Genomic DNA, 26,756 nt, shown 5'->3' with positions numbered 1-26,756 from the left:
ACAGGAATCCCATGAAACTCTTTGTTCTCCTTATGCTCGTACCAGGTGGCGGCGGAATGTCCGCTGAGTTCACATCACTGGAAAAGTGCGAAGCCGCGATCGAGGCCTTCGCCGCTGAAACTGGTGACCACAACAAGCCCATCGGGATCTGCGTTGAGAAGTAGACGACGACGCTATCCCTTCCGTTCAATCCTGGTCGCGCTGGGCGCGGCCGGGTTTTTTCTTTTCATGGCTGCCGAACGGTTCCCAGAGTTCACCGGGCCCATTGTAGAAATCAGCAGCCTAGAACGAGTATGGGGGTCTGTCACACGAGTCCGAGATGGGGACACGATTGAAGTCAATGGCACACCCATCCGCTTTGGATCTCTGGACTGCCCAGAGCGCGATACTTCTGCTGGGCGCACCGCAACAGGCCGCGTGAGAGACCTCACGTCCGGACAGTCGCTGACTTGCTATCTAAACGGCCGCCAGAGCCATGACAGGAAGATTGGGAACTGTAGGCTGCAAGACGGCCGAGATCTCGCGGCCCAATTGATAGCGGGTGGCTACTGTAATCGGTTCTGGTGATTTGATCACGCGGCCAGCGGCAGTTTCGGTGCATCGTAGTCACCAGGACGGGTCAGCTCCGCCCTCTTTGTATCGAGCCAATCCGTTTCAGTCTTTTGGCCAGCACGGGACTTGTCCCAAACCATCCATTCATAGCTCGTGGCAGTGCTCGGTTTCCGCATAACGTATTTGCGCTTTTTCTTGTCCCAGACCGGCAACGGGATATCAGGATCAGGGGGATCACCCTTGTGCATGACCACTCGATCGACAAACTGAAGCCGCATGGTCGGAGGATTATCACGGAACAATCTCTCGTAGCGGCCTCTGCCCTCGGCAAAGGCGCACCGTACGAGAACCGCGACACCATCCTCTGCCAACTCCAATGCACGAAGCACAAAGGCATCACCATGCTTGAAGGGTGGGTTTGTGATGATCCAGTTGCTTCTTGCATTGATCATCGCACTGGCGTTTTCAGCCAGGAAGTCGATTACACGGCCGAAGCCGAGATCTTGAATATCGGAGCCGATCACATGGTCCGAATATTCGCTCATTGGCCTGGTCATGAAACCTCGGCCGCACGCTGCATCCCATAAAACCGACTGGCGGGGTATCTGAAGGCGCTCTAGAAGCGCCCGTGTCGCCCATGGCGGCGTTCCAAAGTAGTCAAAAGACGTGCTGGGTTCACTGCGTTGCTGCATGACCGCAGAGGACAAGTTTTGCGCCATGGTGCTAGCTCCGTCTTTGGTCCGCATTTCCAAGGCCAAAGGCCTCGCAGAGGGCCGCGTCTACGCACCGAACCCACACTTGGCTACAAACCCTCGCCATCGCCCTGCTGGGGCGTCTCCTGCGCAGTCTCTTGGCTTTTGAGTACCTGTCCCGCAGTTTTCGAGGAACCGTGGGCCAGTGGACCGCACATAGCCATTCATCGAACTTCCCATCTGCTTTGGTCGTTCTCTTGCATCCAGGGACGCAGCAAGGCAGGCGTTTCTCAGTGGAATGGCCGGCCATCTCTAGATCAATGCTTTTTGCGATCTTGGATATCGAAGATCAGGCTGATCGCGACTTCCAATTGTGCCACGACCGCGCTGGGCGCGACGTGCTGTTTCTGGCACTCAACGTAGAGTGCGACCGGCGCCCGGAAATGTTCATAGGGGTTGCCCTGCTCGATCATGAAGTCAATCAAACCGTCCTCCGGCCGCTGAAACAGAAGCCAAGACGCAACTAATTTCTCCGAGGCGTAGAAATGAATTTCGACCGCGCCACGTATTGCACACCAGTTCGCTTCGATCGCCGAAACGCGACCAGCTGATGCAGGCAGCGCGGACAGGACAGGGGCAAGTATTGTCATGGCGGGCATTACTGAGCTGGTTTGAACAGGAAGAGACCAAGCCCAACAGCAATTGCCACGCATTGCATTGTTGTTCGGGCGGATAGCTTCTTCTTGGCGCGGAAAATCCGCTGCTTGATCGCCGACTCAGAAACGTCATGCAAGTAGGCTATTTCTTTCATGGTCAGGCCCTCTGCCAATGACTTGAGTGTGTCCGCCTCGGCAGCACTGAGTTGCTTTGTTTCACTCTTGGGCAGGTACGGGGCTGGGACGACAGCGGGCAGCTGGAACTCATCAGGTGAAGTGTACTGGTTCATGGGCTGCCTCCGTCGATCAAATCACCTTGCAAATGCAGTGCGCTGTAGCTTTCGCTTCTATCGTATCGTAAGTATATTATTAGTTCTACTATTAACTTTATAGAGAGGTGAAACCCGCATGAAACGTGACATGGATCTTATTCGCAACCTCCTGCTCGAAATTGAGGCAAACGAAAACATCAATGGGCACTTTACGATCACCGATCGAGATTTCGGCGTTCCGGACGAAGATCTGCGCAAAGTTCAGTACCACCTTCGCTTGCTCTTCGACGCAGACTACTTGCGGGGTGTCGATGGCAGCACCGTTTTGGAAGTCGCACAAAATGCAAGTGAGCGCGGCACCTACCTCGGCACCGACGCCCGATCCACAATCTTGTTGGCCACTGATCCCGAGGAACGGAGAGCCGTCGAGGCAATGGCAACGCAACCAATGATCATGGTCGAAAGGATCACCTGGGACGGTCACGAGTTCATCGAAACGGTGCGCGACGACAAGATCTGGGAAAAGACCAAAGAAACGATGAATACCGTTGGCAACTTCGGCATCGAGAACGTGAAAGCAGTGGCTTCAGCTTTGGCGAAAGGCTTCATGAAGAAACAGGTCGAGAAACTTACCGGTGTCGAGCTTGAGTTCTAAATGAACATCCTCGGTCGAAAAATACGGCGTCGTTGGTTCGCCGCAAGCGCCTTGATTGCCGCTGGCGTGATCTGGGCGGCGTCGTCAGCTTTTTCAAATGAGATTGTCCGGATCAAAACCGAGAACGGCATCCGAACCATCACAGTTGAAGTCGCGGATGAGTTCGAAGAACAACGGATTGGTCTGATGCACCGCACTGCGCTGCCGGACCAGTCTGGAATGATCTTCACCTACCCGACACCAGTCAGCACTGCATTCTGGATGAAGAACACCCTCATTCCCCTCGACATGATCTGGATCTCTGAAACCGGCCGGATCGTCGGCATCACTGCCAACGCTAGGCCGCTTTCGCTCACCCCACGCCCGTCACCGTCGCCTGTGATCGCTGTGCTGGAAATCTCCGGTGGCGCTAGTGAAGAGCTCGGCATCCAAGTTGGAGACCTGGTGGTCGAGATCCCCGGAGTGGAATTGCCAACAAACTGATCCTTCAGGCCCCTGCCCTTGCCACAAGTGACGCGGATTGGCAGACTGCAACACGAGGATCAGGAGGGCAAACTATGAGCAATGTCGTCATCGAAATGCTGAACCAGAAGCGGGAACGCCTTTCCGCACTAAAGCAACGGTCGCGGAATTGGGCGATTGCAGTGCTTGCGCTGTTCATCAGCTCACTAGCGTTCGCGACGGCTTGGCTCTTTGGGGTTGTCCCGATCGCACCAGGTCCAGTCCTCTGCACTCTTCTCGCTATGTTCGTGATCGCCTGCTGGCGTTTGAACTCAGCCAGGTGGGACGAGAGAATGAGCCAACGGACGCTGGTCGAATTGACGCAAAGACACTCTGGTCAAGCTCTCTGCTGATTGGCCTGGTAATTACGAGCCAGGTTGGAAAACCGGGTGAACTCACCCTCAAATGCCATATCGACCGTACCAATGGGCCCATGCCGTTGCTTGCCGATAATGACCTCAGCCCTGCCCTTCAGGCGGTCCATGTCGTCCATCCATGACGCCATAGCCTCAAGGTCATCATCGCCTGGTTTCTCGCGTTCTCGGTAATACTCTTCACGGTAGACGAACATCACAACATCCGCGTCTTGCTCGATCGAACCGGACTCGCGCAGATCAGAAAGCTGGGGTCTTTTGTCGTCTCTCGATTCAACTTTGCGGGACAGCTGCGACAAAGCAATTACGGGGATCTCCAACTCCTTTGCAATGGCCTTCAATCCTTGGGTGATCTCAGAAATCTCATTCACTCGATTGTCTTTCGCAGATACACCTCTGCAGAGCTGAAGGTAGTCAACAAACACCGCGTCCAGGCCGTGCGTTCGCTTCAAGCGCCGCGCTCGCGCCGCCACCTGCGAAATCGGCAGTGCCGGTGTGTCGTCGATAAACAGCGGGCAGGCTTCTAGATCCTTGGCAGCCTCGATAAACCTTCGAAACTCGTTCTCTGTCATGTCCCCCCTGCGGATCTTCTCTGACGGCACTTGAGCCACCTCCGAGAGGATTCTCGTAGCCAACTGTTCAGCTGACATCTCCAACGAGAAGAACCCAACACAGCCCCCCTCTACTGCGCCCTCTGTCCCGTCGGGCTTTAGGCCCTTTTGATAGTTCTTCGCCACGCTGAAGGCGATGTTCGTGGCAAGCGCTGTCTTGCCCATTGACGGCCGACCAGCGAGGATCAGTAGATCAGACGGATGCAACCCGCCCAATTTCATATCGAGATCCACAAGACCTGTTGAGATACCTGATAGCTGGCCATCCCTCTGATACGCTGCGTTCGCGATATTCACCGCGCCAGTCACGGATTTGAGGAAGCTCTGAAAAGCTTGTCCAGTCTCGCCCTTTTCGCCCATCTGGTAGAGCTTTTGCTCGGTATCCACGATGAGGTCTTTCGGGGTCTCATCCACTTCCGACTTTGCAGCTCGCGCGGCAAGATCAGCAGACAAAAGAATGAGCTCTCGGCGGGTAGCGAGATCGACGATCTGCTGCGCATAATCCTTAATTGCAAAGCTTGAGATCGCGGCACCGGCCAGGCGAACCAGATAGGCTGGTCCGCCCAACTCCTTCAAACCTTCATCATCTTCCATGAATGCTTTGAGCGTTACTGGCGAAGCCAGTCGGTGCGACCTGATGCGCTGGGCAATCGTGTCGTAGATGCGTGCGTGTACCGGGTCATAGAAGTGCTCTGTCTTGAGCATCCCATCAACCCGGTCAAACACGTCGTTATTAGTGAGCAGCGCTCCGAGCAGCTGCTGTTCTGCTTCGATAAGGTGGGGCAGTTCTTCGCTGCCCTGCCCGTAGTTAATTCCTCCGATTGTGTAAGGGTGGCTACCGTCCATATTGGTTCACCTCATGCGCGATGCGCTCCTAATCGAGAATAAATGCGTCCCTGAACCCCATGCCTTTTACAAACGCCAAGAGCTCCGCGACCTGGCTGGGTGATTGGTAACTGTTCGTGGTGACGCGGTAGTAGGTTCTTCCGCCCGAACGCTGCCGAGAAACAACGGCTGGCACGTCCGAGATGTTGAGCTGCAAAAACAAGTCCTGTGCGGCACGGTTGGACTGAAACGTGGCGATCTGGATGGCCCGTGGCTTCCCATCTCCCCAACGTGTTCTGCAGTTCGCTCGTGAAATCTGGGACACTTGTTGCGATGACCGGCTCAATGGCTTGAGACTGGACCCCACGCACCCTGTGGCCTGGTACACTGCGTTCAGCAGCGCTTGATCAGAAATGTTCGCCGCTGACCTGTACGTCAGGACAACATCCGAGGATCTGCCATAGATCCAATTCACGTTCACCCGTTCCCCGGCAACAGAGACATTAACAGACCGAGCGGCCCCCTCGAAGGGACGCTCAATCAATGACTGTGCGCTCACCAACGTGCCAATAAAGGCCATGCCGACGGCGACAGTCGTCCGGATCGCAGTCAACCTCCGCATTTGTCGTACTCGCAAGAGGTGCAGCGCTCGCAACCGTCAGACTTGATGAGCGAGGGCTGACCGCAGGCCGGGCATGAAGGAAGCCTGGCACCTTCCCCAACAGCGATTTTCAACTCTGCCGCAGGATCAGATTTCAGCCCTGTTCCTTCGGTGCTGAGGAAGCCAATGGCCACCATATGCCGCTCGATCACGCCGCCAATGGCCGCAAGGATCGAAGGGATGTACTTGCCGTTCATCCAGGCTCCGCCGCGAGGGTCGAAAACAGCCTTCAGCTCCTCGACCACAAAACTCACGTCGCCGCCGCGACGGAACACCCCGGAAATCATCCGTGTGAGCGCCACCGTCCACGCAAAGTGCTCCATGTTTTTGCTGTTGATGAAGATTTCAAACGGCCGACGCTGCCCACCAAGAATGATATCGTTGATCGTGATGTAGATCGCGTGATCGCTTTCCGGCCACTTGAGCTTGTAGGTTTGCCCTTCGACTGTTTCTGGGCGCTCAAGCGGCTCAGCCAGATAGATCACCTCGGCTCCGGAATCCGCCTCCGGGGCGGTATCAGACCCCTCAGACACACTCAGGACAGAGCCCGTCACATCATTGGGCCTATAGGTAGTGCAACCCTTACAGCCACTATCCCAAGCGGTCATGTAGACCTCTTTGAAATCTTCAAAGCTGATATCTTCAGGACAATTGATCGTCTTCGAGATCGAGCTGTCGATCCATCGTTGTGCCGCCGCCTGCATGACAACATGATCATTCGGCGTGAGGGTCTGGGCGCTTACAAAATAGTCCGGCAGTTCCTTGTCACCGAATTTCTCCCGCCACAGTTCTACCGCGTAATCGACGACCTCTTGTTCCGACCTGGAGCCATCGTCCTGCAGGACTTTCCGAGTGTAGGCGTATGCAAACACGGGTTCGATGCCCGAACTCACGTTCCCCGCATAGAGGGATATCGTGCCGGTCGGCGCGATCGAGGTGAGCAACGCATTTCGGATTCCGTGCTCTGCAATCGCACTCCGGACATCTTCATCCATTCCTTCCATATTGCCCGACGCGAGAAATTTCTCAGCGTCAAACAACGGGAACGCACCTTTCTCTTTCGCCAACTCAACAGAAGCCAGATAGGCGGAGCGCGCGATCGCGTGCATCCACTGATCCGTCTGAGCTGCAGCTTCCTTCGAGCCATATCGCAGCTTGAGCATCAGAAGGGCATCGGCCAGGCCAGTAACGCCCAACCCAATACGACGCTTGTTCCGCGCTTCCTGCTGTTGCTGTTCGAGTGGAAACTTCGAAACATCAATGACGTTATCCATCATCCGCACCGCTGTAGCGACCAGCTTATCCAGTGCGTCGAGATCCATTTTCGCGGTGTCTTCGAAAGCATTCGAAACCAGCCGCGCCAGATTGATTGATCCCAGAAGGCAAGCACCATACGGAGGCAACGGCTGCTCGCCGCAAGGATTGGTAGCAGCGATGGTTTCGCAATATCCGAGATTGTTCATCTTGTTGATACGGTCGATGAAAATCACACCCGGCTCCGCAAAGTCGTAGGTGGATTTCATGATCGAGTTCCAAAGATCGCGAGCCTTCACTGTTTTGTAAACGCGACCGTCGAACCGCAGCTCCCATTTCCCGTCGCTCTTCACAGCTTCCATGAACGGGTCTGTGATGAGCACAGAGAGATTGAACATCCGCAGGCGGGCGGTGTCCTGCTTGGCGGTAATGAACTGTTCAACGTCCGGATGGTCACAACGCATTGTCGCCATCATCGCGCCGCGTCGGCTACCTGCGGACATGATTGTACGGCACATCGCGTCCCACACATCCATAAACGAGAGAGGGCCTGAGGCATCAGCGGCCACGCCTTTTACCGGCGCACCAGCTGGTCGAATAGTCGAAAAGTCGTAACCGATCCCCCCGCCTTGTTGCATCGTCAGAGCTGCTTCGCGCAGCATGTCGAAAATGCCTGCCATCGAGTCTGGCACCGTGCCCATGACGAAGCAATTGAAGAGAGTGACGGTACGGCCCGTCCCTGCCCCGGCCGTGATCCGGCCTGCAGGTAAAAACTTGTAGTCTGCCAGAGCATCATAGAAGACATCAGCCCAATGCTCCGGATCTTCTTCGGCCTCGGCCGTGCTTGAAGCGATCCGACGCCAGGTGTCATCGACAGTGTGGTCGATGGGTTTGCCTTCTGCATCTTTCAGACGGTATTTCATGTCCCAGATTTGCTCAGAGATATGAGGGGTAGTCTGTTCGGTAGCTGTTGCGGTCATTTTCTCTGACTCCGAAACTGGTTTGGAAAATATGGCCCCCCAACCAGGGGCGATTGGGGGGCCGAGCCGCCAGGGAGGGAGCGGCTTGCCGCTGCGCTTATTCGGCTGGTTCCGGATCTTTCGCAGCGGCTTTGGATTCAAGCAGGGTGACGGCGAATTCCGAGAACCCTTCGGTCACATGGAGTTCCATGTTCCAGCGTTCGCGAGCCTCGCCACTGTCGCGGTCGGTCCACTCGGACTTGCGCAGCTGAGCCAGGCCGATGACTTCAACCTTGTCGCCCTTCTGCAGGGCAGCGGCCACGTCGGCTTTGTCAGCGTCATAGACTGTCACGTTGAAATAGTTTTCGCGACTGTCGATCTCGCCGCCGATGAACACCGGTTGGTTCACCGCCAGACGAAAGTTTGTGATATTCCCGGCACCCTGCTTGCGAGCGTTGCTCCGTGCGTCGTCAGTCAGACGGCCGCGCAGGGTCCAGGTGTTGGGTGATTTTACTTCATTCACGGTCATGTCCTCTCGAATGATGACTTGGATAATGCCCCGCACGCGGAGCTGTTTCGGGGAGATGTTCCCCATTCCAACGACACCCGGAATTTTCCATCATGAGGAGACATGAGAATAACCCCTTGCTAGGTGTCGTCGTCGTCGATGACCATTCCGTCACCGGCAACCTTCGCAGCCATCTTCAGGTCATCATCCTCGTCCAAGTTCCCTGACCAAGGATTGCCATAGGCTGCATCACGTTCGTTTGTGGCGTCGATCAGTGCCTGCATGTCATTGCGAGCCGCCTCTTCGTCAGAAGAGTCGAGCACATAATCCATGTAGCTGAGCGCCGTGTTCAGATCCTCAACACTGTGGCCGAGGATCTGGGCGAAATACGGAGCCTTTGCCATGGTGCCAGGCGCAAAGACCTTGTAGGCGATCTCCGCGTACAGCGAGCGAAGGCACTTCGTGGTGAGTTTCACCCCTTTGGGCCACAAGCGCTGCACATCCTCATGGCTCCGGAGATACCGATTGATCTGGTTGTTCACGCGCGCATTGAGCTCGCGGGAATTCATCTGGCTCCATGCCTCGCCTTCAGGCGAGTTACGCAGCCACTGAAAGGCATTGTAAACATCTTTGGCCGGCGCCAGGCACGGGATGTTATATGTCTCTTCGGACATTGTACCTTCCCGGCCCTTTGTCTTCGCCTGCCCGATAAACCGGAGAACCCACTTTTGTTTGACGGTGACATGCGACTCTGGGTACTCGAAGATCTCAAGACTGAAGTCACCTGACACGCAGACCTCAAAGAAGCGACGACCGGTCACTCCCATCAGGCCGATCAAACGAAGCCGGGGATTGTCGGAGACCAGAAACCCGTTGAAAACTTCGACGAGCTCTTTCCAGTTCTCGATCAGCTGCAGGTTCCGGACCTGCTTCCGAACGGTTGTACCGTAGTCGTTATTGACTGATTTGGTCACTTTCGGGATGTGCTTGACGACTTTGAAAACTTCATCCAGCGCGCCCTCAGGAACATCTTCGTTCCGTTCGAACTCTTCCTCGATCGCTTTGCGATACCGGGAGATGTAGTTTTTCTGCGTCGTCTCAGCCTTAGTGCTCATGGCAGCTCGTTCGAGCACCCACTTTGCATCAAGATCATCTAGCCAATTCTTCCATCCGCGAATGACAAGCCGAGCTGCCTCTTCGGCAAACTCCTTCAGTGACTGGTTGAGCGGAATACGATCGTCGGCCTTCGTGAAAACCTGTGGAGTTGCAAGGCGGCTGTCCAGATCGTCGATAACTTTCCGACGCGGATCACCTGACGGCAGCTCTTCTAGAAGATCCCGAGCCTTGGTCCGGAAGCCATAAACGTAATTGAGAGCCGTACGGTCGCCCGCAAATCCGCCTTTCGATGTCTGATATTCAATCAGGTGGGCCATCTCTCGATCCCACCGCTGGGCAACCCTGCCCTGCCAACCTGGTTTAGCGCTGGTTGAAACAACAAATTCTGCAAAAGCATCGATCGCGCCGTAAACGGCATAGTCCTTGGGTAACACTGGTTCTCTCCACAGAGCGTTCATTTGCGATCAACTTATCATTCTTTCTTCGTCGGAGGTAAACATATAACACTTGTTCCTTATGTCAATCGTATTTAGAATTAAAAACAGAGTGACGTTAGGGTTAAACATATAATGACCACCAAAAATTTTTTCGTGCTGATGGCCTCACTGCTCATGGGTTCTGGGCACCTTTCTCAGACACGCTGGGGCGGTCTCTACTCCCTCTCTGGATGGCAAGAAGTCACTGGCTTAGCCCTTACATTCATAGGGATGGCGCTGTTATACAGCGTTCTTTCAAGTACCAAAAAAATAAGTCAAAGCCTCTGGTTAACCGCGTTGTCCGGTTTCGTGTATTATCTGATTGCGCTGCATTGGATCGGTGAGAGCCTGACAGTTGATCATTCGGCCTACACCTGGCTTTCTGTATGGGGCTCGATCGGCATCACAGCTATCTTTTTCCCGTGGTGGATGGGCGCTGTTCTGCTGTTCAAATTGATAAACATATATCGTCGGAAAAGAACTGATTCGAACGCCCTGAATCCGCTACTTTTTGCTACTTTCTGGTCGTTGGCAGACCTCGCCCTTAGCGATTTTTTCTATGGCATCCCGCTAGGCGTCCTCGGTACGTCTATCACCGGCACCATGTTTGAGCCCATCTATTCAGTGATTGGCCTGCACGGATGCACATTTCTACTTGTGTGGATCGCTGCTGAGACCGCGAGGCTGGTCAGTGAGCACCGTTTCACTCCTCAGGCTCTTGGCAGTGCGGCAGTTGCTGCAGCTTGTCTCGTTGTCCCGTACGCTGATGACCACCAGATCACCCCTGCCACGGTGAAATTGGCGGCAGTCCAAACAAACGCTCGCCCACCCATTGGCCCATCCGGGGAGGACTTTAACAAAAAGAGCATTGCTACCAATATCCATGCTATCCGGACGGCCTTCGACAAGGGTGTCGATCTCGTGGTGCTGCCTGAGAGCGCATTCCTGGACGATCTTGCAGCAGAACCGGAACTGACAGCGGAGATCGCTCAGATCATCCCGGAGGGTCGTTATCTTCTGACAGGTTCGCGACAATATGAGATCCATGGCGAAATCGACACCGGTCTCGATGTGCAGACCTTCAATGTTGTACACCTACTCGACAGTTCCGGCATAATTTGGAGCTATCGGAAATCGCACCTCGTCCTTTTCGGAGAATACATGCCGTGGATCTTCCGCATTCTTGGGTATGACGTTCTTGGCGGTCCACCAGGTGGCCTGGCAGAAGGCACGGGGCTTGTTCCTGTGCGGATAGGTGACCTTCCCCCTGCCCTGATCACTATTTGCTTTGAAGGCCTGCTCTCCGGCCCGGTACAGCGGGCTGTTGGGGACAGCCAATGGATGCTCAATCTATCTAACGAAGCTCTGTTCGGCACGACAGCCGGGCCCGAGCTGGTGAACCAGTATCATCGCATCCGTTCTATGGAACTCGGTATGCCGGTTGTCCGGTCGGTTGCGACATCTTTTTCAGGGGTTGTTGGAGAGACAGGTGAACAGCTCAGCATGGCAAAAGCCGAAACCTTCGCTGTCCTGGTCGAAGAAGTATCAATGTCATCTCGCAACACAGTGTTTAGGACTTTGGGCTATTTGCCGCTATATCTGTTCTTAAGCGCCGTGGTCACATTCGCATTTGTTGGGAGGAAGCGGCAGTCTCGTAGAATTTTCTGAGGAAGGAAACTTGAATGCCAGATCCCGCCACACCTGATCTCCTAGACGAAGCTGAATACAAAATCCGGCGCTATCGCATCGAAAATGCTTTCGTAAAATCCCCGATTGGGCTGGCCGTTTGCTCGATGATCCCGCTGGCTATCTTTTGCTTCGTCATTGGCCGGTCAGATGTAGCGGCCATTGCATCAACTCTGATCCTGGGCGGCGGTGTTTTCCTCTATGCCCTCGGAACCACCCTCGAAAAGCTGACTGCCCTGCGCAAGGAGCTGCAGCGTGCGGAACTCACAAAACTGAACGGCGGCTTCTCTCATACCAGCGCGCCACCAGTGTTCGATCATGAAACGACTGGCGGTGGTGTCTGGAAGGTCATGATGCCGGGCTTGGGTGAAACCCATGTACGCGCGGATCGGCGCGACGGTGGTCAATTCCTCGTCAACGTAGATGGTCGTCTCTTCTTTGACTATTGGGCGAGCTCGGCAATCCAGCACACGCGCAAACTACCCAAACTGCGCGCTGAGGTTCGCAAGACATCAGCATTCAAGTTTGCCATGCACACGCACATTGGAAACGGCGCGGCACCGGTCCCTGCTCCACAAATAAAAGTCACACGAGCCAGAGGGATCTACATCCTGACCGGTCGTGATGATCTCGGGTTTTTCTTAGCCAATCATGCTGGCAGTTTCCCGGTTGTCGTCGATACCATCGAAACTGCTCTGGACTTGCACACGAAAGCAGGGGTGGATCTGGAACCCATCGACCTTGCTGAGCTAGGCTCCTAGCACCTTCGCCAAATCGTACAGCTTCCGCCTGCTCGGCTCTGGAATACTGTAGTAGGCTCTCACGAGCTCAATCGCTTCCTTGTCTTCAAGGAAATCAGGAAGGCACGGCTCACCGTTTTGGTTGGCTGCCTTCCCGTCCATCCCTTCAAAGAAATATGTGATCTGTACGTCCAGCGCCGATGCGATATCCCAAAGCCGGGATGCACTCACGCGGTTCGCACCGGTCTCATATTTTTGGATCTGCTGAAACTTGACACCTGTCTTTTCTCCCAGATCGTGCTGTGTCATTCCCATTTGCCAGCGGCGCTGGCGGACACGTTTTCCTACTCGAACGTCTACCTCATGCAGCATCTCAAAACCTCTTTAATACTACATACGAATTATCGGTTGGCTGCGGCCATTGCCTGTCTGCGTTGGTCTTCCTGCGCAGCGCGCCGTCGTTCTTCTTCTTGGGCCTTAGCCGCGTCTTGACGCCGATCTTCTTCTTGTTTGCGACGGGTCTCCTCAGCTTCAAGTCGTTGACGCTGTTCTTCCTCTTTGCGGCGATCTTCTGCAGCTTGACGTTTGCGCTCTTCTTCAGCACGCCGCCGCTGTTCTTCTTCGGCCTTGCGACGTTGTTCGTCCTCAAACTTGCGCCGTTGCTCGGCCTCAGCTGCAAAGCGCTGAGTCTCTTCGGCTTTGCGCCGCTGCGCGGCCTCGGCCTCGCGGCGTCGATCCTCCTGCCGGTCTTCTTCCTGCTTTTTCCGCTGTTCTTCTCTCAGCCGCTCTTGTTCCCGTTCCTGCCAATCACTCATGTTATGCTCCCATCAGAAGAATTTACCGAGACCGCTTTTTGCGTCCCGCATCATGGCTTCTTCCGCCGTTTCATTTGTCGGTTGATCGGGGGCATCGACCCCACGGTCGCCGACCAAGACATCACCGTCATCCACCTCAACCGCACCGTCTGAGCCGGTGTTCGAAGCGTGCACGACTTCGCGAAGGTGGTTTGCTGCGGCCTCGGCCACATCAGCGCTCAGAGGGCTGTTGCCAACGCCTCCTGACGCAGCTCCCATCAATCCCTCGACCAGTTTGCCGTCGATATCCAGATCGGTCATCCGACGACGAACCGCCTCACTGCCGTATTCCTCGGCAATGCGCGACTTCTCTTCATCGACCAGGTATTTTTCGGCCTCGATACGCAACCCGTTAATAGCGGTTTCGATGTACGGAACGCTCAGCCGGATCTTCGCAATGCGCTCGGCCGCATAGTGCTCATAGGCCCCGGCATTCTCAGGAAAGGCCGACGGCATTCCAAGGTTTTCGACAAAGTACCAGAATGGCTTGTCGTAGAACCGCAGCCACCGAAAGTTCAGAGCGGGCATGATGCCGGTTTTCCGTACCGCCTCAAGGGAAGCACCAACGAGACCATAGAGATACTGGTGCGCAAACAATGTCTCCGAAGAAATCGTTTTCGCGGCCAAAGTAAGCTTCTTTATAGTGGCTTCCATATAGGCCTGTTCCGAGGCCTGTTTTGCTTCAGGTCCATATTCAATCAGACCGTCGCTACCCTCTCTCAGTGGGTATTCGTTCGTGTCGCGGCCGAGGTGCCGTGTGAGTATGCGTTTCAGGCCCTCTGTGGCCGTCTTAACGCAAGGAAGGTTCGCGCCCTCGTCTTCAAGCAACTCACCCAAGGTGATCAGTTCCTGACGCTCTGCACCCTTCTTGGGTTTGCGCCGCTTCTTTTTCCCGCTACCACCTTCCAGATAGAGACTGTTCTTGATGGCTCGATCGTCGTCGTCGTCAAACCCAAGAACCAGGCGATCCCCTTCCCGTCTCTTCAGGGCGTTCAGATCCTTCCAGATGTCCGCGATAAAGCCGTCAACCAAGTCTACTGTTAAATCAAAGCCATCCTTTGAATCGACAATGAATGAGTGCTTCTTCCAAATCGCAGGGTACAGGATGAGCACGGCGGTCCATGGCAGTTTGTCGATCGCAGCTTCCACGGCCGGAGCGGTTTCCAGGGCGGGGATTTCGAAATCGATAAACGGGTTCTCCGGTCCAAGCCGGTCAACAAACCACTGCCGCATTGCCCCTTCGTCAACTTTGAGTGTCGGCAATTCGCCGGACGCAAAGTCTTCCTTCAAGCCCTTCAGAGCCCCGGCTGCCTCGATCACCTCCATTGCTCTCATTGGCTGACGACCGTCCCCTCTGGTGGTCGATAGTTCCAACAACGGGTAATCCTTGAAGAATTGAACGCTGGGCTCAACCTCCGCATACATGGTCATCACATCGTCTGGGGAAAGACCGTATGGGCTCTTGATATCCAGATGCTTCTTGATCCCAAACTTTTCCAACCGGATCAGTGCTAACAGCATAATGACAGCGATCATCGCTAGGAAAAACATGCCGATATAAGTGGAATGCAGGTAAATCGTCGCGAAGCTCGGTTTATGCCCCGCCTGAAGGATCTCCGTTTTGAAGTTTGCGCTTGCGGGCAGATATTCCCAGATGAAAGGGAACTCCACCGACCTTATCAGGCCATAGATGTTGGCCATCTGGCGACGTGCGGCAAGCCACAGCACGGTACAAAAGAACATGATCATGCCCATGCCAATCATGATGGCAACAGTTGGAGACTGAGATTGGTTTGACCCGTTGGGGTTGGACATGATTGTTCCTCTTAAGCTGCTGACTTATCCCGCTTCAGCTGTGACGGGCGCTTGCGCCGCCTCCGAAGCCGGTTGTTCGTCGATTTTGTAGAACTCTTTGTAGTAGTCCTCATCCACGCACATCTTGCGGCGCACGAGCGCTCCGAAGACCTGCGAGTCATGATACTTTGGCGGAAGGATGAGATAGGTTTCGAGCTCAATGGCATATCGCAGCCATTCCTCGATATAAGTCACTGGAATGCCACCATCCGTGTACGCCCACTTCCAGAACAGATGCGGCGAGGTCACGTTCTTCATTCGCACGGAAATTGTTTCGAGAGTTTCGACACCGAATTTCCCATCATCACCGCGATAGGCAACGATATCGACCAAGAAATTCATCAGGGTCTGATTACGTTTCGCAACCGAAGACCTGGAACTCTCTTCCCGAGGTCGCTCGAAGTCGCTCAGGGTGACATTCTCTGGAAGCTGGAAGCGTGTTTTCTTGTCCGCAACGAAATCAGCAAACTGCTTTTCGTCCTTGTTTTTGTCCGTTTCCAAACGCTCTGGCGGTATCCCGCGCTTGATCCATTGGTAAACCGTCTGGCGAACGATCGTAAGGTAGTCGGAAATCTCCGTTTGATATCCACGTACGCCATAAGTGTGCTGAAGGCAGAACTTAAGAAGGTCACCAGGACGGCCTTCAGGCTCTTCCAGCCCTCGGCTTTCATAGTATTCTCGCGTCAACTCCTCAGGCGCTTGGTAGCTTTCCTTGGCGGATTTTTTTTTGCTGGTCATGTTGCCCTCAAAGGTTAATTTTCAAATCTACCCTACACGCCCATCACAAACGGCACAATTGCCGCCATAATGGCCGGAACCGTTACGCAACCTCCTATTGCTGTCATGATCCATCCTGCTCGAACTTTGGAATCGTCGTCATCGCTGTGACCGCGATAAATGGTGAGAAGACCGCCCATTCCAAGGATGATGCCCAAAAGGCCGGCACCCAAAAGAACCAGGTTCCCACCGCTTGTAAGCAAGGCTGTGATGCCTGTTTCAGTCATGTTTGTGCTATCCGCTGCAGCACGCCCATTTAAGACGACATCAAGCGGCGACTGAGCCGAAGCTGCAGCCGCCACCAGTGATGCGATCCCCGCCGCGAATGCGGCGAGGAACTTGGACCACGAAGGACGCATTACACGCCGTCGAGGAACAGGGTCGGAACGAAGGCAGTGACGATAGCAACAATGGTCATCAGACCACCGATACCGACCATCGCCCAATAGCCGACGGTGGAACCACGCGCCTGCTCGCCTTCTTTGTAGTGTGCGTAGAGCTTGGAAATGCCGAACGCAGCCATGATGACACCGATACAGCCCGCTGCGATCAGAACGATGTTACCGATGGCGACGATGCCGCCTTCGATACCGTCTTCATTGATCTGGGATGCTGCAACTTCGTCCAAGGCGTCCCGGTTGATTTCCAGAGCACCGCGAACGTCTGCGACCTGTGCCATCGCGTAGGTGGTTGCGTACAGAGGCATTGCAGCGATGGCAGCCAGGGCACGTTTGGTTGTTTTGAACATGATCTTTCCTCTCAGTTCAGTTGGTTTGGGAACAGCACATCACGCAGCCCGGTGTTGTTGAGCATTGTGCTGCAGGAGTAGTTCGGTCGCTATTTTGACCGGTACATCCTCGCCCGCGCTGGATCTGGAAGTGACTTCGTTCCAGTGAGTAACGGCTGTCCCCGTGGGAAACCTTTGGGCGAGAATTTCGAGAGCGAGATCCACAGAGCCAGTGTGCGAGTACAAAGCGTCGCGGATTCGCATGTCTTCAAATGTGGTTGTCAGGGCCCATAGACGAACGGGGCCAATTTTGTTCTTCAGCAAGAGCCAGCTGTCGCCGTTCTTGGTCCGGCGCCCCAGCAAGATCGTTGAGCCATTTGCGGAAGGCCCGTTGACGTGTTTACGCACGGCGTCTTTGGTAGCTGAGGAGATGTTCAAGATCCGCTCCATCTCAGTCAGCGACTGTTCGGTATCCGATTTGAGGATGAACACGTTGGAGGCCATGTCGATGAGGTTCGAAAAGTCCTCGACCAGCTGGGAAGCAAGGATCATCTCAAATCCCCACTTTCGACCGTGCCGAACATCCTGGTTGATCTGGTTGACCATGGGCAACGACGCACCCGTGATGTGGAATTCGTCGATGCAGAACCTTTTCCGGATCGTTGTGACTTCGCTGAAGACCTGCGCCCAATACTTCTTGTAGAGGTCTCTCAGCTTCGGATCATGAGGAAGATCCATCGCATCGATCTCGTCAGATGATCCGGATACCTTCCGCACGAACAAATCGCGAGCCGTCAGGAACATCAGGGTGTTCCGCTGTCGGTCTGCATCACTGTTAGGTGACTTCTGAACAACCGCTTCCAGATCGATAGCGACGATCCGCGCCTCTCCGATATCCAGTCGGGTTTCGTTCGAAAAGAGAGGGTAACGGTTAACCGCGGACTCGACCTGAACCTTGCAGGTCTCGCAGAGATCCCCGAAGCGATCCCGCAAAGTCTTCTCAACCAGGAGCGTGATCACGTCGTTCAGAGTGGGCATCGCATAGCGCTGTGCGCGCGCGGCGATGTCTGGACGGCCAGCAAGCATCAACTCGTCAACGATCTCCCACCATGGCTTGTGGTCATGGAGCGCAATGCCGAGACCGCGCACTTCGTCATCCAGCTCAGAGTCCTTGTCAGGCTGCCAGAGGCGACAGTTATTGGTGACCTCAAGGTCAGAAAAGTTCCGATAAAGATTGGCGATGAGGGCATCGATCAAAGCGCTAACTTTTGGATCTGAAACTGCACCCAGAATCTCAGCAAGGAAGTTGCTCACAAAAGCAGCTTCGCGCGAGAGCGGCTTTCTCCGGCCCAAACCGATATCGAACGGGTTGATGAAATAGTCGCGGGCGTTGGCTTCGTTCTGAAGCTTGATGTACTTGACTTCCTTTGCGCGCTCCGGAGGCAGGGCCGCGCGAAGCGTTTTGATGAACCCGTCCGAGGAGATCCCGACATCGATCACACCAATGAACGGCAGTTTGGCTGAATTGTGGTACGCGGCGAAATCCACGTTCATCGCATTCATCAGGACAGACTTACCGGAACCAGGCGGTGCCCAGATCAGGTTCAGCCAGGAAGTCTGCAACGGTGAGTGCGCCCGAAATGGAGCTGGTTTACTGTCCATCGTCATGAAGATCGTCTCGCCTTGATCTTCGATCGCGGCATCACGGCCGAACGGGAACGCCAAAGACAGCTCCCTGATCGGAGCGATGGCTGCCGGGGCGGAGCGGCACACGGCCGTCATTCCCGGCGCTGTTTCCGAAAGAAGCCGCATCGGGTCTGTGGCGCTGTCCGCCATTGTAGGGCCACGCCATGATGTCATTGCACGCATCAGCGTCGAACGGCGATCATTCAGGGTGCTTTCCAGCTCTCCTGGCTCGATCCACGTTGTTGCAATGAGCCGCGCATTCACAAACGTGTCCTGATCCTGCGCAAATTTCTTGCCGATGGCTTCGAGGTTTCGGTAGATGTTCTTGTTGGCCGTTCCGAGGGCCGAAAGGATCGTGGCAATCGCCTGTTTGAAGCCGTTCACCTTAGCCCCGCCTTCGAAGTGCATGGCAACGCGAAATGGCATCTTGGCGTTCCGATCCATCCCCGTCCCAATCGACTTGATGAGGTTGCCGAACTGATCCATTTCACGCGGGAACATCGTCATTTGTGCGATCGCATAGCTCCGACCACCAATTGAGATGGTCCGCAGGTCATTGCTCGCACGCGCTGCGGAAGTCATAAGAACGCTGTTGATGGACGGTGCAAACAGCGAGGACACGTCGCTGCTCTGCTTCTTCTTAACCATCGGAAACGAAGGTGCTGTCGGCGGTTGCCATGCCATCGGCGTTTCGTGGAAAAGGATACCCCGGCGCACTTCTGCCAGATCTTCGCGAGTACCCTCTTTGGTCCCTTCGCCAAGCAGTTTTGCCATGATGCCGATAGTCTTCAGCCCCTGAAGGACAGAATTGACGGCCGCAAAATGTGTGGCCTCGATCACCTCATACGGACCTTCACCATCCTGAATGAAATCAGAGACCGGCAGATATCCCATCTTGGAACGGCGCTGTGCTGCTTCCTCTCTGAATTGCTCCGGCACAGCAGCTTCCCGATAGGTCCAGACAGCAATCAATACCCGCTCAGCGATGGCCTCGCCTTCAAGCACAGCCCTGGTTTCACGCAGGCCCGCCTCCATCTTGAGCCCCTTCCGCTCTGAGGCCTGCGCAAGTGGATCAAACAACCGATCTAGATCTTCGGCAATGTTGCCACTGCGTTCGTAGCTGATAGTGAGCCCGTGACCGCGTTTGCCCAGCTGTGGGCCAATCAGGTCAGCGAAATCGATCAGCTTCTCCTTGAGCTCGTCTTCAGCGAGGATCGTGGGGGTGCCGTGTACCCGGATAAGCGAACAGGTCGATCCATCGTGAGCAAAAAAGCACGGCTTATCGGCCGCAAAGGACATGCCCGCGATATCACAGTATTGAGCGACAGATTTTGCCATTAGTGAACTCCTACATCTGCCGCAGCGTCGAGCAGTTCCATCGTCTGCTCGTCCACCAGGTCATCAATTTTTTCGAGATATGGGAGACCTTCCAGAACATCGTCTTTCTGGCCCGCCACCGTGAACGAATTGTTCCCGCCTTCGCTGGACAAGCTCGCAGCTACCGCATGATTGGCCAGCACAATGCGCTGCTCGATCATTGCTCGCGCAAGTTGCGGGGCGGTCTTTGCCAGCTCCCGCATCATTGTCCGAATGTCTTCCCGCTCTTCCGAGGTGAACTTCCGAGATGTCACCGTTCCGTCTTTCTGCGAGAAAAGCCCTCCGGCCATGAAAGAAACTTCAGTTGCTGCCATAACTATCCCACGACTAAATTGCTGATTAATCCGACAATGACCCCGAGGACCGTGATGGCCCCGGCAATCCCGGCTGCGATGTAATGGCGAACGGGGCTGCGCCCGTCGCGCGTGTCCGCGTAGGCTCGCTGCATCGAAACAACGACCAAGAGCACGCCAATGAACCCAGCGAAGATCAGGACCAGGTTAGCCGCCTGAAACAGATAACCTGTCCATTGCTCTATGAGCTCGCTGAGTGTCACCGCTGGATGTCCTCAACGGTAACTGTCTCAACAAAGACGACTGCAAACGGCATACCTGCCCTTGCGGAGATCGTCGGACGCCTGTTGAAGCCCTGCGCCGCTGCGTTGGACAGGTTCTGTCCTACCGGTCTCAATGCGCCCGCGAGGATCTCGCCGTCCGTCGGCTCATCACTGTTGGAAGCGTCAATGGTGTTGCCGCTTCCATCAACAACGATGACCGGGCTATTTTCAGCATCGTTCAAAAGCCGGAATTGGTACGCTTCACCAATGCCCTCAATCAGACCGGCCAGAAACAGGCTGCCGTATCGCGCGAGCGTGTGCTTGTTCACCCGTTCGGCAACACCGGTTGTCCCATTGCGACCCGCGACGGCAATCGCTTCAATGGAATACACCTCGCCTGTCTTCAGCCGTGCGGTATCAAATACGATGCTTGCATTGAGCTCTGAGTATTGGACCTCACCGCGCAGCGTTGCGCCATCAAAAGGACCGGGCCGACCGTTCGCGTCATAGTCGGTCATGGTGGCGATGATGGGCAGACCCAAAGGCTCTTTGTTGTTGAAACCGTAGGAAAGAGACGCAAAGCGCATCTCGCCAAACTCAATAAGCGTTCCACTGAGCTGACGATCCGAACGCGGCAGGCCAGGCAAGCCATTGCGGGCATAAGTGCCACCTGGCTCAACCACCACATGCTGGGGCCGAGCCGGTGAGTGCTCATCGGGGTTGAGGCCGTTGTAGATGTCCGTCGTATAGGAGGGTGGTGGCACAACCACTGGATCAGTCAGATTGATCGTGTTCGTACCGTCGGCCACAAGATAAGCCCGACTGTCATCGAAAACAGACGTGCGGGCAAACTGATCCAACTCCAGACCAAGCAACTCGGCGGGGATGTTGAACGAGTGTTCGTCAAGCATCCTGACCGTAGGGTTTGGCAAATAGTCCATCGGAGCAACCTGCAGCTGCTCCATCATCTTCGAACCGCGTACGAGAAGATCGCGCCGGGGATCAGGCTGCGCCTCCACGACCTCCTCGACTTTCGGCTCCTCGACAAGTTCAATTTCAGGTTCCGGCTCGGGTTCGGGCTCTTGCAAAACGACCTCGATCTCTTCCTCGACCGGCTCCGGTGTGAACAAATTGCCGAAGAGCTTCCCGCCAAGCGCATCACCTGGTTGGCCGAGAGACAGAACATTCTCGACAACGGGAGTTGCAACGAAAGCGGCTGTCTTCGTTTCGTCCGAAGCAGCCACTTCCCGAGCCAGATCCGCATTTTCGCCGTGCAATGTCGCCCGACGATCAGCCTCCGCCTCTTCCACTGGCGTCATCGGGTTAATATTGGAGTTCGGCGCGTACTCATTGACCTTCACATCTGGAAGATCGATCGCAGCATATTCATTGGTCTTGGCGTCCTTGCTCGTGACCAGGACCACACCGGTAATCCCGACCGAAAGAACAATCCCGACCACGGCTGCTAGCATCAGTTTGATATTCATGATGTCCTCCGATCAGTATTGAATGCTGAGCACGGCCTCAGCGCCGTGTGCGTTTTGGACAAGCAGACGAGAAACAGGGGGATCAAATTTCCAGACCCGCATGGTCCCATCCGTGCTTCGAGCCGTCCCATCGTATGCGGGGTTCACGACGAAGAATGCGCCGCGCACATAGAGCGCTCCGTTGTAGATCCAGCCTTGGATTGCATCGCCACCACCGCCGATGCGAACGCGCTGCGAGCCTTCCAGCGGTGCGCCAGACAGGAAGTCGTCCAGAGCGGCATCCGGGTTGAAGGCTGCTGATGTTCTAGGAGCCCCGGCAACTGCCGCCTCACCTGCAGACGACGGCCCGGTCGAAGGTGACGCTCCGCTTACAGTGATGGAAAGAGTGCCATCCGGCTGTCGGCTTGGACCGGTAGCGTTCAAGGCCAGAAGCGAGATCGCCCCTGCCCTTCCTTCGAGCTTCACGCCAATCGTGTTGCGTGTTGGCTTGCAAAGTGTGGCCCAGAACGTCGATACGCCCTCTTCAGGCTTATAGGTTGCGAGCCCGCCAACCTCGTCGGCGCAATCCCCGTTAATGGCGACGATACCCTTCGTGTAAACAACTTCGGAGATCGGCCACGGTGTTCGACGGCTGTCCATAAACGAAATGTCCGTCGTCACATCGCGAGCCAGCACGATCGCATTGGCGGTTCGGTCGCGGCTAGTGTCGATCGGATCAATGGAAAGCGCGCGAGCGGCGGGTTGAATCCAACTCAGATCCACGTCGCCCGAATGAGTTCGCCCGAAGGGCCGACCGACAGACGATTGCAGAGATACCGAGAGACCGGAATCGACATAGACCTCTTCGGCGTCGGAACCCGACGACAAATCAAAGACTATCGGCTTGGTCTCGCCACGAAGCACGACCTGGGCGCTGGTGGTGGTCCAAAAGCTGCAGGGCGTAAATGTGATGATGTTGTCTACACCCTGAAGCATCTCGCCATCACCACCGCCGTTTCCGGCGCACCCACCATCATTCACGCTGACCAGCTGACGCTCGTGAGAGACGCTTTGGACCGGCCACGGTTGCCCACGATGATCAAAAAACGCCACTGATGAGGTGGTCCCCTGCCAAAGCGTCATCGGCTGGATGGGATAGAGCTCTGTTGGCCCACCAGACACAATGTGTACCGAGCGTTGCTGCAGAACGCGGCGAGTCGTGTTTTGGTAGCCGATAGTGTCTCGCGCCCGCTCCTCTTCAAGCTGAGGGATGCGAACCTGCTCAATTTCAGTCGGGGTGTTGGTCTGCTCGACCTGTGCCTGGACGGCCAACTCACGAAGGGTCTTCAGCTCTTCCGGTGTGAGCTGTTCCCCCTGTTGGGCCATTGCCGGAATGGCGGTGGCGCTCAACAAAGCCAACATAATGAATTTGCGCATGGCGGACTCCTTACGGTTGATCGCGTTCAGCGGTGACGGCCAGGCTGGCGCGATCGCTATCATTTGCGAGTGTTTGTGCTGAAAAGACTGCATCAATGAGCAGTCCATATGGGTTGTCTGCGGTCACCGGAGCGCGGACGACGATGATTTCCAGATCCCGGTTTTCTGGGCGGTAGTCTTTGTCTGTGGCGTAACCAATCGTGACCGGCACAGTGACCCGCCAGACATAACGGCCACCATCGACGCCTTTGGCGGTGACAACGACCATCTCATCTTCGCGGATGATTGACGCCATTGCGTACCGTTCCTGCAGAACAGTCTTGAGAATGCTGGAATCGTCCAACGCTTCCAGATACGCCAGTCGCCCCCTCTTCGTGAAAGAAGCATCCATGATGTCGTTGATGTCCTTCCGCCAGTTAGCGAAATCCAACGAGTTCAGTTCCAGAGCAATCCCCGCTGCGAAATTCGTCACGATCGCATCTGTGACGATGCCCGGCTCTTCCACAGGCGCGAAGGTGCAAACGGCCGCAGCGTTCTGAGTGTAGATGTATTGCCGAAGCGGGAACCGATTGAGGAGAGCCGAAGCAACCTGAATATTGGCGATGATGACGACAAACAGCAGGAAGACAGAAAGGCCGAATACAACCTTTTGGTTTCTCGCCAGAGAATCTGAGACCTGCATTTCAACGTCGATGTCAGCTTGAAGTTTCATAGACGTGTTCCCATGACGTTGAGTTGGTTCTTGGGCTTGGAGAACTCTTGTGGCCCACGCACCGAAACAGAGGTCATGTCCACCACGGCCACCCCTCTGAAATTGCGGTGCGTGGGCTTCTGCTCGACAAGCCGCACGGTATAGATCCGGTATGTTGAACGACGTGAACGACTGTCAGCCGTCCGCCGAGATGCTGTGTCATCGGTTGGCCGTACGTTGCCGGTGGAATAATTGATGATGACGGGAACCTGGACGAGCCATTCCCGGCGCCCTGAGGTGTCAAGCTCTTCCACAATGACCGACGGGTGCGTCGAAAGCGCTGACGAGCGGTAGTAGTTCCGCTGCACGGCAGTCAGTAGTCGCGAAGCTTCAAAGTCGCGCAGGTACAGCTTGGCTGCATATGGCGTGAAATATGCTTCAAGCGCATCTGGCAGCGTCACATCCCAAGAGAGGTATGTGAAGTCGTTGATAGAAAGAACAGCGTCTCGTGCAAATGCCGTGATCGAGGCATTGTTGATGATCGGTCTATCCAGCACGACAGCGGGGCAAGCAACGGTCTGCTTGCCGTCGTCACCAGTGGTGATCCATGTGTATTCAACCGGATCTTGCTGGTAGAGAGCAATCCAATTCATGACAGCCGCACTGACGGTCCCGAGAACCGCCATAGTCATTGTAATGGTGGTAAGCCCCTTGATCACTGCCGCATCTCCTGGACTTCGCAACCGAACGGTGAACCGTCGGCGACGTAAGGTGTGGCGTCCGCTCTTGATTGGGCGATGAAGGCAAGTCCGACATTCAGAATGGTCAGTACGATTGCTATGACCAACATCAGAAGAATGATGAACTCGCGCACAGCAAATCCGGAAATGGCACGTTGCGGGGCAACGACAGGTGGCCGCAGTTCACCACCGAAAGGTGTGACCGCGACCTGTTTCTTTTTGCCAAGTCCGAAAAGGTTCATGAGCCAGTGCCATATGCTGAGCTGATGGTCTCAAGAGTGCTGCGCGCATCCCATCCGCGAGCCAAGACAGCCGTGCCATCAGGTTTCGGAATGATGAACGTCGGAACGCCAAATGGCTCATTGTGATATTCGTAGAGCTGCAACGCGATCTGCAGATTATCATTGATCACAAAGCGCTGGGCTTCGGTAATTTCCCCACCGTCCAGCCGACCGCCAGAAAGAACGGCATTCAGACGTTCGAGCCGCTGATCATCATCGGATAACGACGCTGCCATCATCCGATCCCCCTCCATCGCCGCTTCGGTCACACCCAACAGGGTGGCGATGGTTGCTTCACCCTCTGGCGTAACTCCAAGGGCGAGAGTTGGCAGCCATTTGATACGATACTTCCCGTTCAGGTCTTCATAGGCCGCATGGCAGTACGGACACCGTGGATCGAAGAAGGCAAATATCGGAGTGCCATTGTCGATCTCTCCTGGCGCTTCAATACCTGCAGCAAGCTTGAGCGAATCGACGATCTGAGGACCACTCTCAGGGTGAGCCAAAAGATCGGACAAAGTTGGACCGGTCGGCTGAGCCTGGACAACCGGCTGCAACTCAGGTGCTGCGCCGCTGGCACCAGCATTCGGGTTCGCCGCAATCGCGGCTGCCTGCGCTGCACGCACCATCTCCTCGACAGACGGACCAGTGACGGTCGGCGGTGTGGGGATAGCGGCCTGCTGAGGTTGCTGTGCAGCCGGAACATAAGGCTCTTGAACAATGCGTGGTTGTTGTCCCTGCGCGACCTGCGGAACTGATGCCCCTTGTACAAGCTGGAAGGTAGGCTCACCTGCCGGCGAACGGAGCGCTGACACTGAAACCACCGTCAGACCGGTGACGGCCGCGACAGAGATAACTGACAGCGCAATTGCGAAGGTGCGGAAGTGTCCCGTCTCGGCGGGTGCGATCGTCTCTGAGGCCAACAGCTCTCTCCTGAAACCAAAAGTTAATGTCTGGTTTCATTTTTAACTGTAGGGTCTTCAGAGTGTCAATGCTAAGTTAAAAGTCAAAAGAACTTTTAACTTAAGGAATTGCTACGGTCTGGGGTCGTGAGACCGTCTCGCAGCCATCTGCAGATCGATATCCTGGTCGCTTTCCAAATCTCGGCGATTGATGTTGCGCTTTAGCTCCGCGACTGCACGCGCCTGCTGTTGAGACGAGGGCGGCGTATACAAGGCAGTGTTCGCCAGATCTTCGGCGCTCGCCTTCTCATTCACGATCTGATTGCGCTCTGGGCGTGAGAGGTGAGGCGAGATTTCGAGCGCATACCGGCGAAGCTCCTCTCGGACATTAAGCCGCTGCTGATGAACATCAGTCACGATCGAAACCGATTCAGCATCGATGTCTTTCAAGGCCTCTTCGAACGCAGGTCGATCACCCTTGTCGTAAAGCGCTAGGGCGTCGGGAATCGTCTTGTTGCGAAGAGTCGCAGACCTGTCGTCGAGATCTCGTATCTGACGGTCCCAAAGAGCTTTCGCCTTATCCTCGATCTTGAGCGAAATCTCGGCAATGAGGTCAGATTCCGTAGTCCGGCGAAAATCCTCACCAAGTCGGTTGAACTCGTCTTCGGGAAGAGAGGTCAAAGCCTCTTTGATTTCACTGTCTTCTTGGTCAGGATCGATGCCGTAACGGTTCAGGAGTTTTTGTACCCTGGTATCGTCTATGTTGTCCAAAACACGGGTTGTTACCCCATATCTCATTTCTCTCATTGGTTCCTCGATCCGACCTTTCGGAGCCCACCTGGTGCCCCTAGCGATTACAGCGTGTGAATA

At 55.2% G+C, this 26,756-nt stretch carries 30 protein-coding genes; 6 read left to right on the top strand and 24 right to left on the bottom strand.

Translation table 11 applies throughout. From position 1 onward, the window contains the following. The first annotated feature begins 11 nt into the window (after positions 1-11). Positions 12-164, top strand: coding sequence for a hypothetical protein (locus AKJ29_RS19685; RefSeq protein ID WP_161805406.1), 153 nt, complete (start codon positions 12-14; stop codon positions 162-164). Positions 165-572: 408 nt separating this feature from the next. Here the strand turns inward: AKJ29_RS19685 and AKJ29_RS11225 are convergent, their stop codons facing one another. The 3 genes from AKJ29_RS11225 to AKJ29_RS11215 all read right to left on the bottom strand — a co-directional run bounded on the left by AKJ29_RS11225 (position 573) and on the right by AKJ29_RS11215 (position 2,190). Next, a complete protein-coding gene (locus AKJ29_RS11225) occupies positions 573-1,097 on the bottom strand; it encodes a hypothetical protein (RefSeq protein ID WP_139231528.1) in 525 nt (174 codons plus the stop codon). 464 nt (positions 1,098-1,561) lie between these two features. Further along, entirely contained in the window at positions 1,562-1,894 is a 333-nt protein-coding gene (locus AKJ29_RS11220) for a hypothetical protein (protein ID WP_152972448.1), read from the bottom strand. A gap of 8 nt (positions 1,895-1,902) precedes the next feature. Then, positions 1,903-2,190, bottom strand: coding sequence for a helix-turn-helix transcriptional regulator (locus AKJ29_RS11215; protein WP_055190912.1), 288 nt, complete (start codon positions 2,188-2,190; stop codon positions 1,903-1,905). A 118-nt stretch (positions 2,191-2,308) separates the two neighbouring features. Between AKJ29_RS11215 and AKJ29_RS11210 the strand changes: the two genes are divergently transcribed. From AKJ29_RS11210 to AKJ29_RS11200, 3 genes are all read left to right on the top strand, one after another. Continuing rightward, positions 2,309-2,827 (top strand): DUF2513 domain-containing protein, encoded by a 519-nt coding sequence (locus tag AKJ29_RS11210; protein WP_040175897.1) that lies wholly within the window; start codon positions 2,309-2,311, stop codon positions 2,825-2,827. Continuing rightward, positions 2,828-3,310 (top strand): DUF192 domain-containing protein, encoded by a 483-nt coding sequence (locus tag AKJ29_RS11205; RefSeq protein WP_055190910.1) that lies wholly within the window; start codon positions 2,828-2,830, stop codon positions 3,308-3,310. A gap of 74 nt (positions 3,311-3,384) precedes the next feature. Beyond that, positions 3,385-3,681 (top strand): hypothetical protein, encoded by a 297-nt coding sequence (locus AKJ29_RS11200; RefSeq protein WP_040175898.1) that lies wholly within the window; start codon positions 3,385-3,387, stop codon positions 3,679-3,681. Here AKJ29_RS11200 and AKJ29_RS11195 read toward each other — a convergent pair. The 5 genes from AKJ29_RS11195 to AKJ29_RS11175 all read right to left on the bottom strand — a co-directional run bounded on the left by AKJ29_RS11195 (position 3,666) and on the right by AKJ29_RS11175 (position 10,094). Further along, positions 3,666-5,159, bottom strand: a complete 1,494-nt coding sequence (locus AKJ29_RS11195) for a replicative DNA helicase (protein WP_055190908.1) — start codon at positions 5,157-5,159, stop codon at positions 3,666-3,668. The genes AKJ29_RS11200 and AKJ29_RS11195 overlap by 16 nt on opposite strands. Positions 5,160-5,187: 28 nt before the next feature. Continuing rightward, positions 5,188-5,718, bottom strand: a complete 531-nt coding sequence (locus AKJ29_RS20575; protein ID WP_175502322.1) for an SPOR domain-containing protein — start codon at positions 5,716-5,718, stop codon at positions 5,188-5,190. Between the two features lie 29 nt (positions 5,719-5,747). Beyond that, a complete protein-coding gene (locus tag AKJ29_RS11185) occupies positions 5,748-8,033 on the bottom strand; it encodes an adenosylcobalamin-dependent ribonucleoside-diphosphate reductase (RefSeq protein ID WP_055190904.1) in 2,286 nt (761 codons plus the stop codon). A 97-nt stretch (positions 8,034-8,130) separates the two neighbouring features. Then, positions 8,131-8,541, bottom strand: a complete 411-nt coding sequence (locus AKJ29_RS11180) for a single-stranded DNA-binding protein (RefSeq protein WP_235477460.1) — start codon at positions 8,539-8,541, stop codon at positions 8,131-8,133. 119 nt (positions 8,542-8,660) lie between these two features. Continuing rightward, positions 8,661-10,094: a protelomerase family protein gene (locus AKJ29_RS11175; RefSeq protein WP_082392579.1), complete on the bottom strand. Its 1,434-nt coding sequence runs from the start codon at positions 10,092-10,094 to the stop codon at positions 8,661-8,663. A gap of 111 nt (positions 10,095-10,205) precedes the next feature. Here AKJ29_RS11175 and lnt point away from each other — a divergent pair, with 111 nt between their 5' ends. Together lnt and AKJ29_RS11165 are read left to right on the top strand one after the other, a co-directional pair. Further along, positions 10,206-11,780, top strand: a complete 1,575-nt coding sequence (gene lnt / locus AKJ29_RS11170; protein WP_055190898.1) for an apolipoprotein N-acyltransferase — start codon at positions 10,206-10,208, stop codon at positions 11,778-11,780. Positions 11,781-11,794: 14 nt separating this feature from the next. Further along, a complete protein-coding gene (locus AKJ29_RS11165; RefSeq protein ID WP_055190896.1) occupies positions 11,795-12,559 on the top strand; it encodes a ParB N-terminal domain-containing protein in 765 nt (254 codons plus the stop codon). Here the strand turns inward: AKJ29_RS11165 and AKJ29_RS11160 are convergent. The 16 genes from AKJ29_RS11160 to AKJ29_RS11085 form a co-directional block, all read right to left on the bottom strand. Next, positions 12,548-12,910 carry a helix-turn-helix domain-containing protein gene (locus AKJ29_RS11160; protein WP_055190894.1) on the bottom strand — a complete coding sequence of 121 codons (363 nt, stop codon included), beginning with the start codon at positions 12,908-12,910 and terminating at the stop codon, positions 12,548-12,550. The genes AKJ29_RS11165 and AKJ29_RS11160 overlap by 12 nt on opposite strands. Positions 12,911-12,939: 29 nt before the next feature. Beyond that, on the bottom strand, positions 12,940-13,353 hold the full coding sequence (locus AKJ29_RS11155; protein ID WP_055190892.1) for a hypothetical protein: 414 nt from the start codon (positions 13,351-13,353) through the stop codon (positions 12,940-12,942). A gap of 12 nt (positions 13,354-13,365) precedes the next feature. Beyond that, the gene (locus tag AKJ29_RS11150) at positions 13,366-15,207 is read right to left on the bottom strand and encodes a secretion/conjugation apparatus DotM-related subunit (RefSeq protein ID WP_139231470.1); all 1,842 of its coding nucleotides are present in this window, start codon (positions 15,205-15,207) and stop codon (positions 13,366-13,368) included. Positions 15,208-15,231: 24 nt separating this feature from the next. Further along, positions 15,232-15,984 carry a hypothetical protein gene (locus AKJ29_RS11145; protein WP_055190887.1) on the bottom strand — a complete coding sequence of 251 codons (753 nt, stop codon included), beginning with the start codon at positions 15,982-15,984 and terminating at the stop codon, positions 15,232-15,234. Between the two features lie 32 nt (positions 15,985-16,016). Continuing rightward, positions 16,017-16,382: a hypothetical protein gene (locus AKJ29_RS11140; RefSeq protein ID WP_040175913.1), complete on the bottom strand. Its 366-nt coding sequence runs from the start codon at positions 16,380-16,382 to the stop codon at positions 16,017-16,019. Then, positions 16,382-16,771 carry a hypothetical protein gene (locus AKJ29_RS11135; RefSeq protein ID WP_055190885.1) on the bottom strand — a complete coding sequence of 130 codons (390 nt, stop codon included), beginning with the start codon at positions 16,769-16,771 and terminating at the stop codon, positions 16,382-16,384. Before AKJ29_RS11135 ends, AKJ29_RS11140 begins: the two co-directional genes overlap by 1 nt. 39 nt (positions 16,772-16,810) lie before the next feature. Beyond that, positions 16,811-19,774 carry a hypothetical protein gene (locus tag AKJ29_RS11130; protein ID WP_055190883.1) on the bottom strand — a complete coding sequence of 988 codons (2,964 nt, stop codon included), beginning with the start codon at positions 19,772-19,774 and terminating at the stop codon, positions 16,811-16,813. Then, positions 19,774-20,103 (bottom strand): hypothetical protein, encoded by a 330-nt coding sequence (locus AKJ29_RS11125; RefSeq protein WP_139231471.1) that lies wholly within the window; start codon positions 20,101-20,103, stop codon positions 19,774-19,776. The genes AKJ29_RS11130 and AKJ29_RS11125 overlap by 1 nt, the downstream gene beginning before the upstream one ends. A gap of 26 nt (positions 20,104-20,129) precedes the next feature. Beyond that, entirely contained in the window at positions 20,130-20,369 is a 240-nt protein-coding gene (locus tag AKJ29_RS11120) for a hypothetical protein (RefSeq protein ID WP_055190881.1), read from the bottom strand. Then, the gene (locus tag AKJ29_RS11115; protein WP_055190879.1) at positions 20,366-21,856 is read right to left on the bottom strand and encodes a DotG/IcmE/VirB10 family type IV secretion system protein; all 1,491 of its coding nucleotides are present in this window, start codon (positions 21,854-21,856) and stop codon (positions 20,366-20,368) included. Before AKJ29_RS11115 ends, AKJ29_RS11120 begins: the two co-directional genes overlap by 4 nt. Before the next feature lie 12 nt (positions 21,857-21,868). Further along, positions 21,869-23,272 (bottom strand): DotH/IcmK family type IV secretion protein, encoded by a 1,404-nt coding sequence (locus AKJ29_RS11110; protein WP_040175921.1) that lies wholly within the window; start codon positions 23,270-23,272, stop codon positions 21,869-21,871. Positions 23,273-23,282: 10 nt separating this feature from the next. Next, positions 23,283-23,984 carry a DotI/IcmL family type IV secretion protein gene (locus AKJ29_RS11105; RefSeq protein WP_040175923.1) on the bottom strand — a complete coding sequence of 234 codons (702 nt, stop codon included), beginning with the start codon at positions 23,982-23,984 and terminating at the stop codon, positions 23,283-23,285. Beyond that, on the bottom strand, positions 23,981-24,682 hold the full coding sequence (locus tag AKJ29_RS11100; RefSeq protein ID WP_055190874.1) for a DotI/IcmL family type IV secretion protein: 702 nt from the start codon (positions 24,680-24,682) through the stop codon (positions 23,981-23,983). The genes AKJ29_RS11105 and AKJ29_RS11100 overlap by 4 nt, the downstream gene beginning before the upstream one ends. Continuing rightward, entirely contained in the window at positions 24,679-24,945 is a 267-nt protein-coding gene (locus AKJ29_RS11095) for a hypothetical protein (RefSeq protein ID WP_040175925.1), read from the bottom strand. The genes AKJ29_RS11100 and AKJ29_RS11095 overlap by 4 nt, the downstream gene beginning before the upstream one ends. Next, entirely contained in the window at positions 24,942-25,907 is a 966-nt protein-coding gene (locus tag AKJ29_RS11090) for a DsbA family protein (protein ID WP_055190872.1), read from the bottom strand. Before AKJ29_RS11090 ends, AKJ29_RS11095 begins: the two co-directional genes overlap by 4 nt. A gap of 111 nt (positions 25,908-26,018) precedes the next feature. Further along, positions 26,019-26,693, bottom strand: coding sequence for a hypothetical protein (locus tag AKJ29_RS11085; protein ID WP_074963791.1), 675 nt, complete (start codon positions 26,691-26,693; stop codon positions 26,019-26,021). Positions 26,694-26,756: the final 63 nt, after the last annotated feature.

Origin of the sequence: Aliiroseovarius crassostreae (assembly GCF_001307765.1) — a bacterium.
GTDB lineage: Bacteria > Pseudomonadota > Alphaproteobacteria > Rhodobacterales > Rhodobacteraceae > Aliiroseovarius > Aliiroseovarius crassostreae.
This window is presented reverse-complemented; position numbering and strand designations above follow the sequence as displayed.

What these genes read in the sequence shown, in the direction of transcription:
- AKJ29_RS19685 (WP_161805406.1), top strand. Translation starts at nt 12, where the DNA reads ATGAAACTCTTTGTTCTCCTTATGCTCGTACCAGGTGGCGGCGGAATG.
- AKJ29_RS11225 (WP_139231528.1), bottom strand. Translation starts at nt 1,097, where the DNA reads ATGAGCGAATATTCGGACCATGTGATCGGCTCCGATATTCAAGATCTC.
- AKJ29_RS11220 (WP_152972448.1), bottom strand. Translation starts at nt 1,894, where the DNA reads ATGACAATACTTGCCCCTGTCCTGTCCGCGCTGCCTGCATCAGCTGGT.
- AKJ29_RS11215 (WP_055190912.1), bottom strand. Translation starts at nt 2,190, where the DNA reads ATGAACCAGTACACTTCACCTGATGAGTTCCAGCTGCCCGCTGTCGTC.
- AKJ29_RS11210 (WP_040175897.1), top strand. Translation starts at nt 2,309, where the DNA reads ATGAAACGTGACATGGATCTTATTCGCAACCTCCTGCTCGAAATTGAG.
- AKJ29_RS11205 (WP_055190910.1), top strand. Translation starts at nt 2,828, where the DNA reads ATGAACATCCTCGGTCGAAAAATACGGCGTCGTTGGTTCGCCGCAAGC.
- AKJ29_RS11200 (WP_040175898.1), top strand. Translation starts at nt 3,385, where the DNA reads ATGAGCAATGTCGTCATCGAAATGCTGAACCAGAAGCGGGAACGCCTT.
- AKJ29_RS11195 (WP_055190908.1), bottom strand. Translation starts at nt 5,159, where the DNA reads ATGGACGGTAGCCACCCTTACACAATCGGAGGAATTAACTACGGGCAG.
- AKJ29_RS20575 (WP_175502322.1), bottom strand. Translation starts at nt 5,718, where the DNA reads ATGGCCTTTATTGGCACGTTGGTGAGCGCACAGTCATTGATTGAGCGT.
- AKJ29_RS11185 (WP_055190904.1), bottom strand. Translation starts at nt 8,033, where the DNA reads ATGACCGCAACAGCTACCGAACAGACTACCCCTCATATCTCTGAGCAA.
- AKJ29_RS11180 (WP_235477460.1), bottom strand. Translation starts at nt 8,541, where the DNA reads ATGACCGTGAATGAAGTAAAATCACCCAACACCTGGACCCTGCGCGGC.
- AKJ29_RS11175 (WP_082392579.1), bottom strand. Translation starts at nt 10,094, where the DNA reads ATGAACGCTCTGTGGAGAGAACCAGTGTTACCCAAGGACTATGCCGTT.
- lnt (WP_055190898.1), top strand. Translation starts at nt 10,206, where the DNA reads ATGACCACCAAAAATTTTTTCGTGCTGATGGCCTCACTGCTCATGGGT.
- AKJ29_RS11165 (WP_055190896.1), top strand. Translation starts at nt 11,795, where the DNA reads ATGCCAGATCCCGCCACACCTGATCTCCTAGACGAAGCTGAATACAAA.
- AKJ29_RS11160 (WP_055190894.1), bottom strand. Translation starts at nt 12,910, where the DNA reads ATGCTGCATGAGGTAGACGTTCGAGTAGGAAAACGTGTCCGCCAGCGC.
- AKJ29_RS11155 (WP_055190892.1), bottom strand. Translation starts at nt 13,353, where the DNA reads ATGAGTGATTGGCAGGAACGGGAACAAGAGCGGCTGAGAGAAGAACAG.
- AKJ29_RS11150 (WP_139231470.1), bottom strand. Translation starts at nt 15,207, where the DNA reads ATGTCCAACCCCAACGGGTCAAACCAATCTCAGTCTCCAACTGTTGCC.
- AKJ29_RS11145 (WP_055190887.1), bottom strand. Translation starts at nt 15,984, where the DNA reads ATGACCAGCAAAAAAAAATCCGCCAAGGAAAGCTACCAAGCGCCTGAG.
- AKJ29_RS11140 (WP_040175913.1), bottom strand. Translation starts at nt 16,382, where the DNA reads ATGCGTCCTTCGTGGTCCAAGTTCCTCGCCGCATTCGCGGCGGGGATC.
- AKJ29_RS11135 (WP_055190885.1), bottom strand. Translation starts at nt 16,771, where the DNA reads ATGTTCAAAACAACCAAACGTGCCCTGGCTGCCATCGCTGCAATGCCT.
- AKJ29_RS11130 (WP_055190883.1), bottom strand. Translation starts at nt 19,774, where the DNA reads ATGGCAAAATCTGTCGCTCAATACTGTGATATCGCGGGCATGTCCTTT.
- AKJ29_RS11125 (WP_139231471.1), bottom strand. Translation starts at nt 20,103, where the DNA reads ATGGCCGGAGGGCTTTTCTCGCAGAAAGACGGAACGGTGACATCTCGG.
- AKJ29_RS11115 (WP_055190879.1), bottom strand. Translation starts at nt 21,856, where the DNA reads ATGAATATCAAACTGATGCTAGCAGCCGTGGTCGGGATTGTTCTTTCG.
- AKJ29_RS11110 (WP_040175921.1), bottom strand. Translation starts at nt 23,272, where the DNA reads ATGCGCAAATTCATTATGTTGGCTTTGTTGAGCGCCACCGCCATTCCG.
- AKJ29_RS11105 (WP_040175923.1), bottom strand. Translation starts at nt 23,984, where the DNA reads ATGAAACTTCAAGCTGACATCGACGTTGAAATGCAGGTCTCAGATTCT.
- AKJ29_RS11095 (WP_040175925.1), bottom strand. Translation starts at nt 24,945, where the DNA reads ATGAACCTTTTCGGACTTGGCAAAAAGAAACAGGTCGCGGTCACACCT.
- AKJ29_RS11085 (WP_074963791.1), bottom strand. Translation starts at nt 26,693, where the DNA reads ATGAGAGAAATGAGATATGGGGTAACAACCCGTGTTTTGGACAACATA.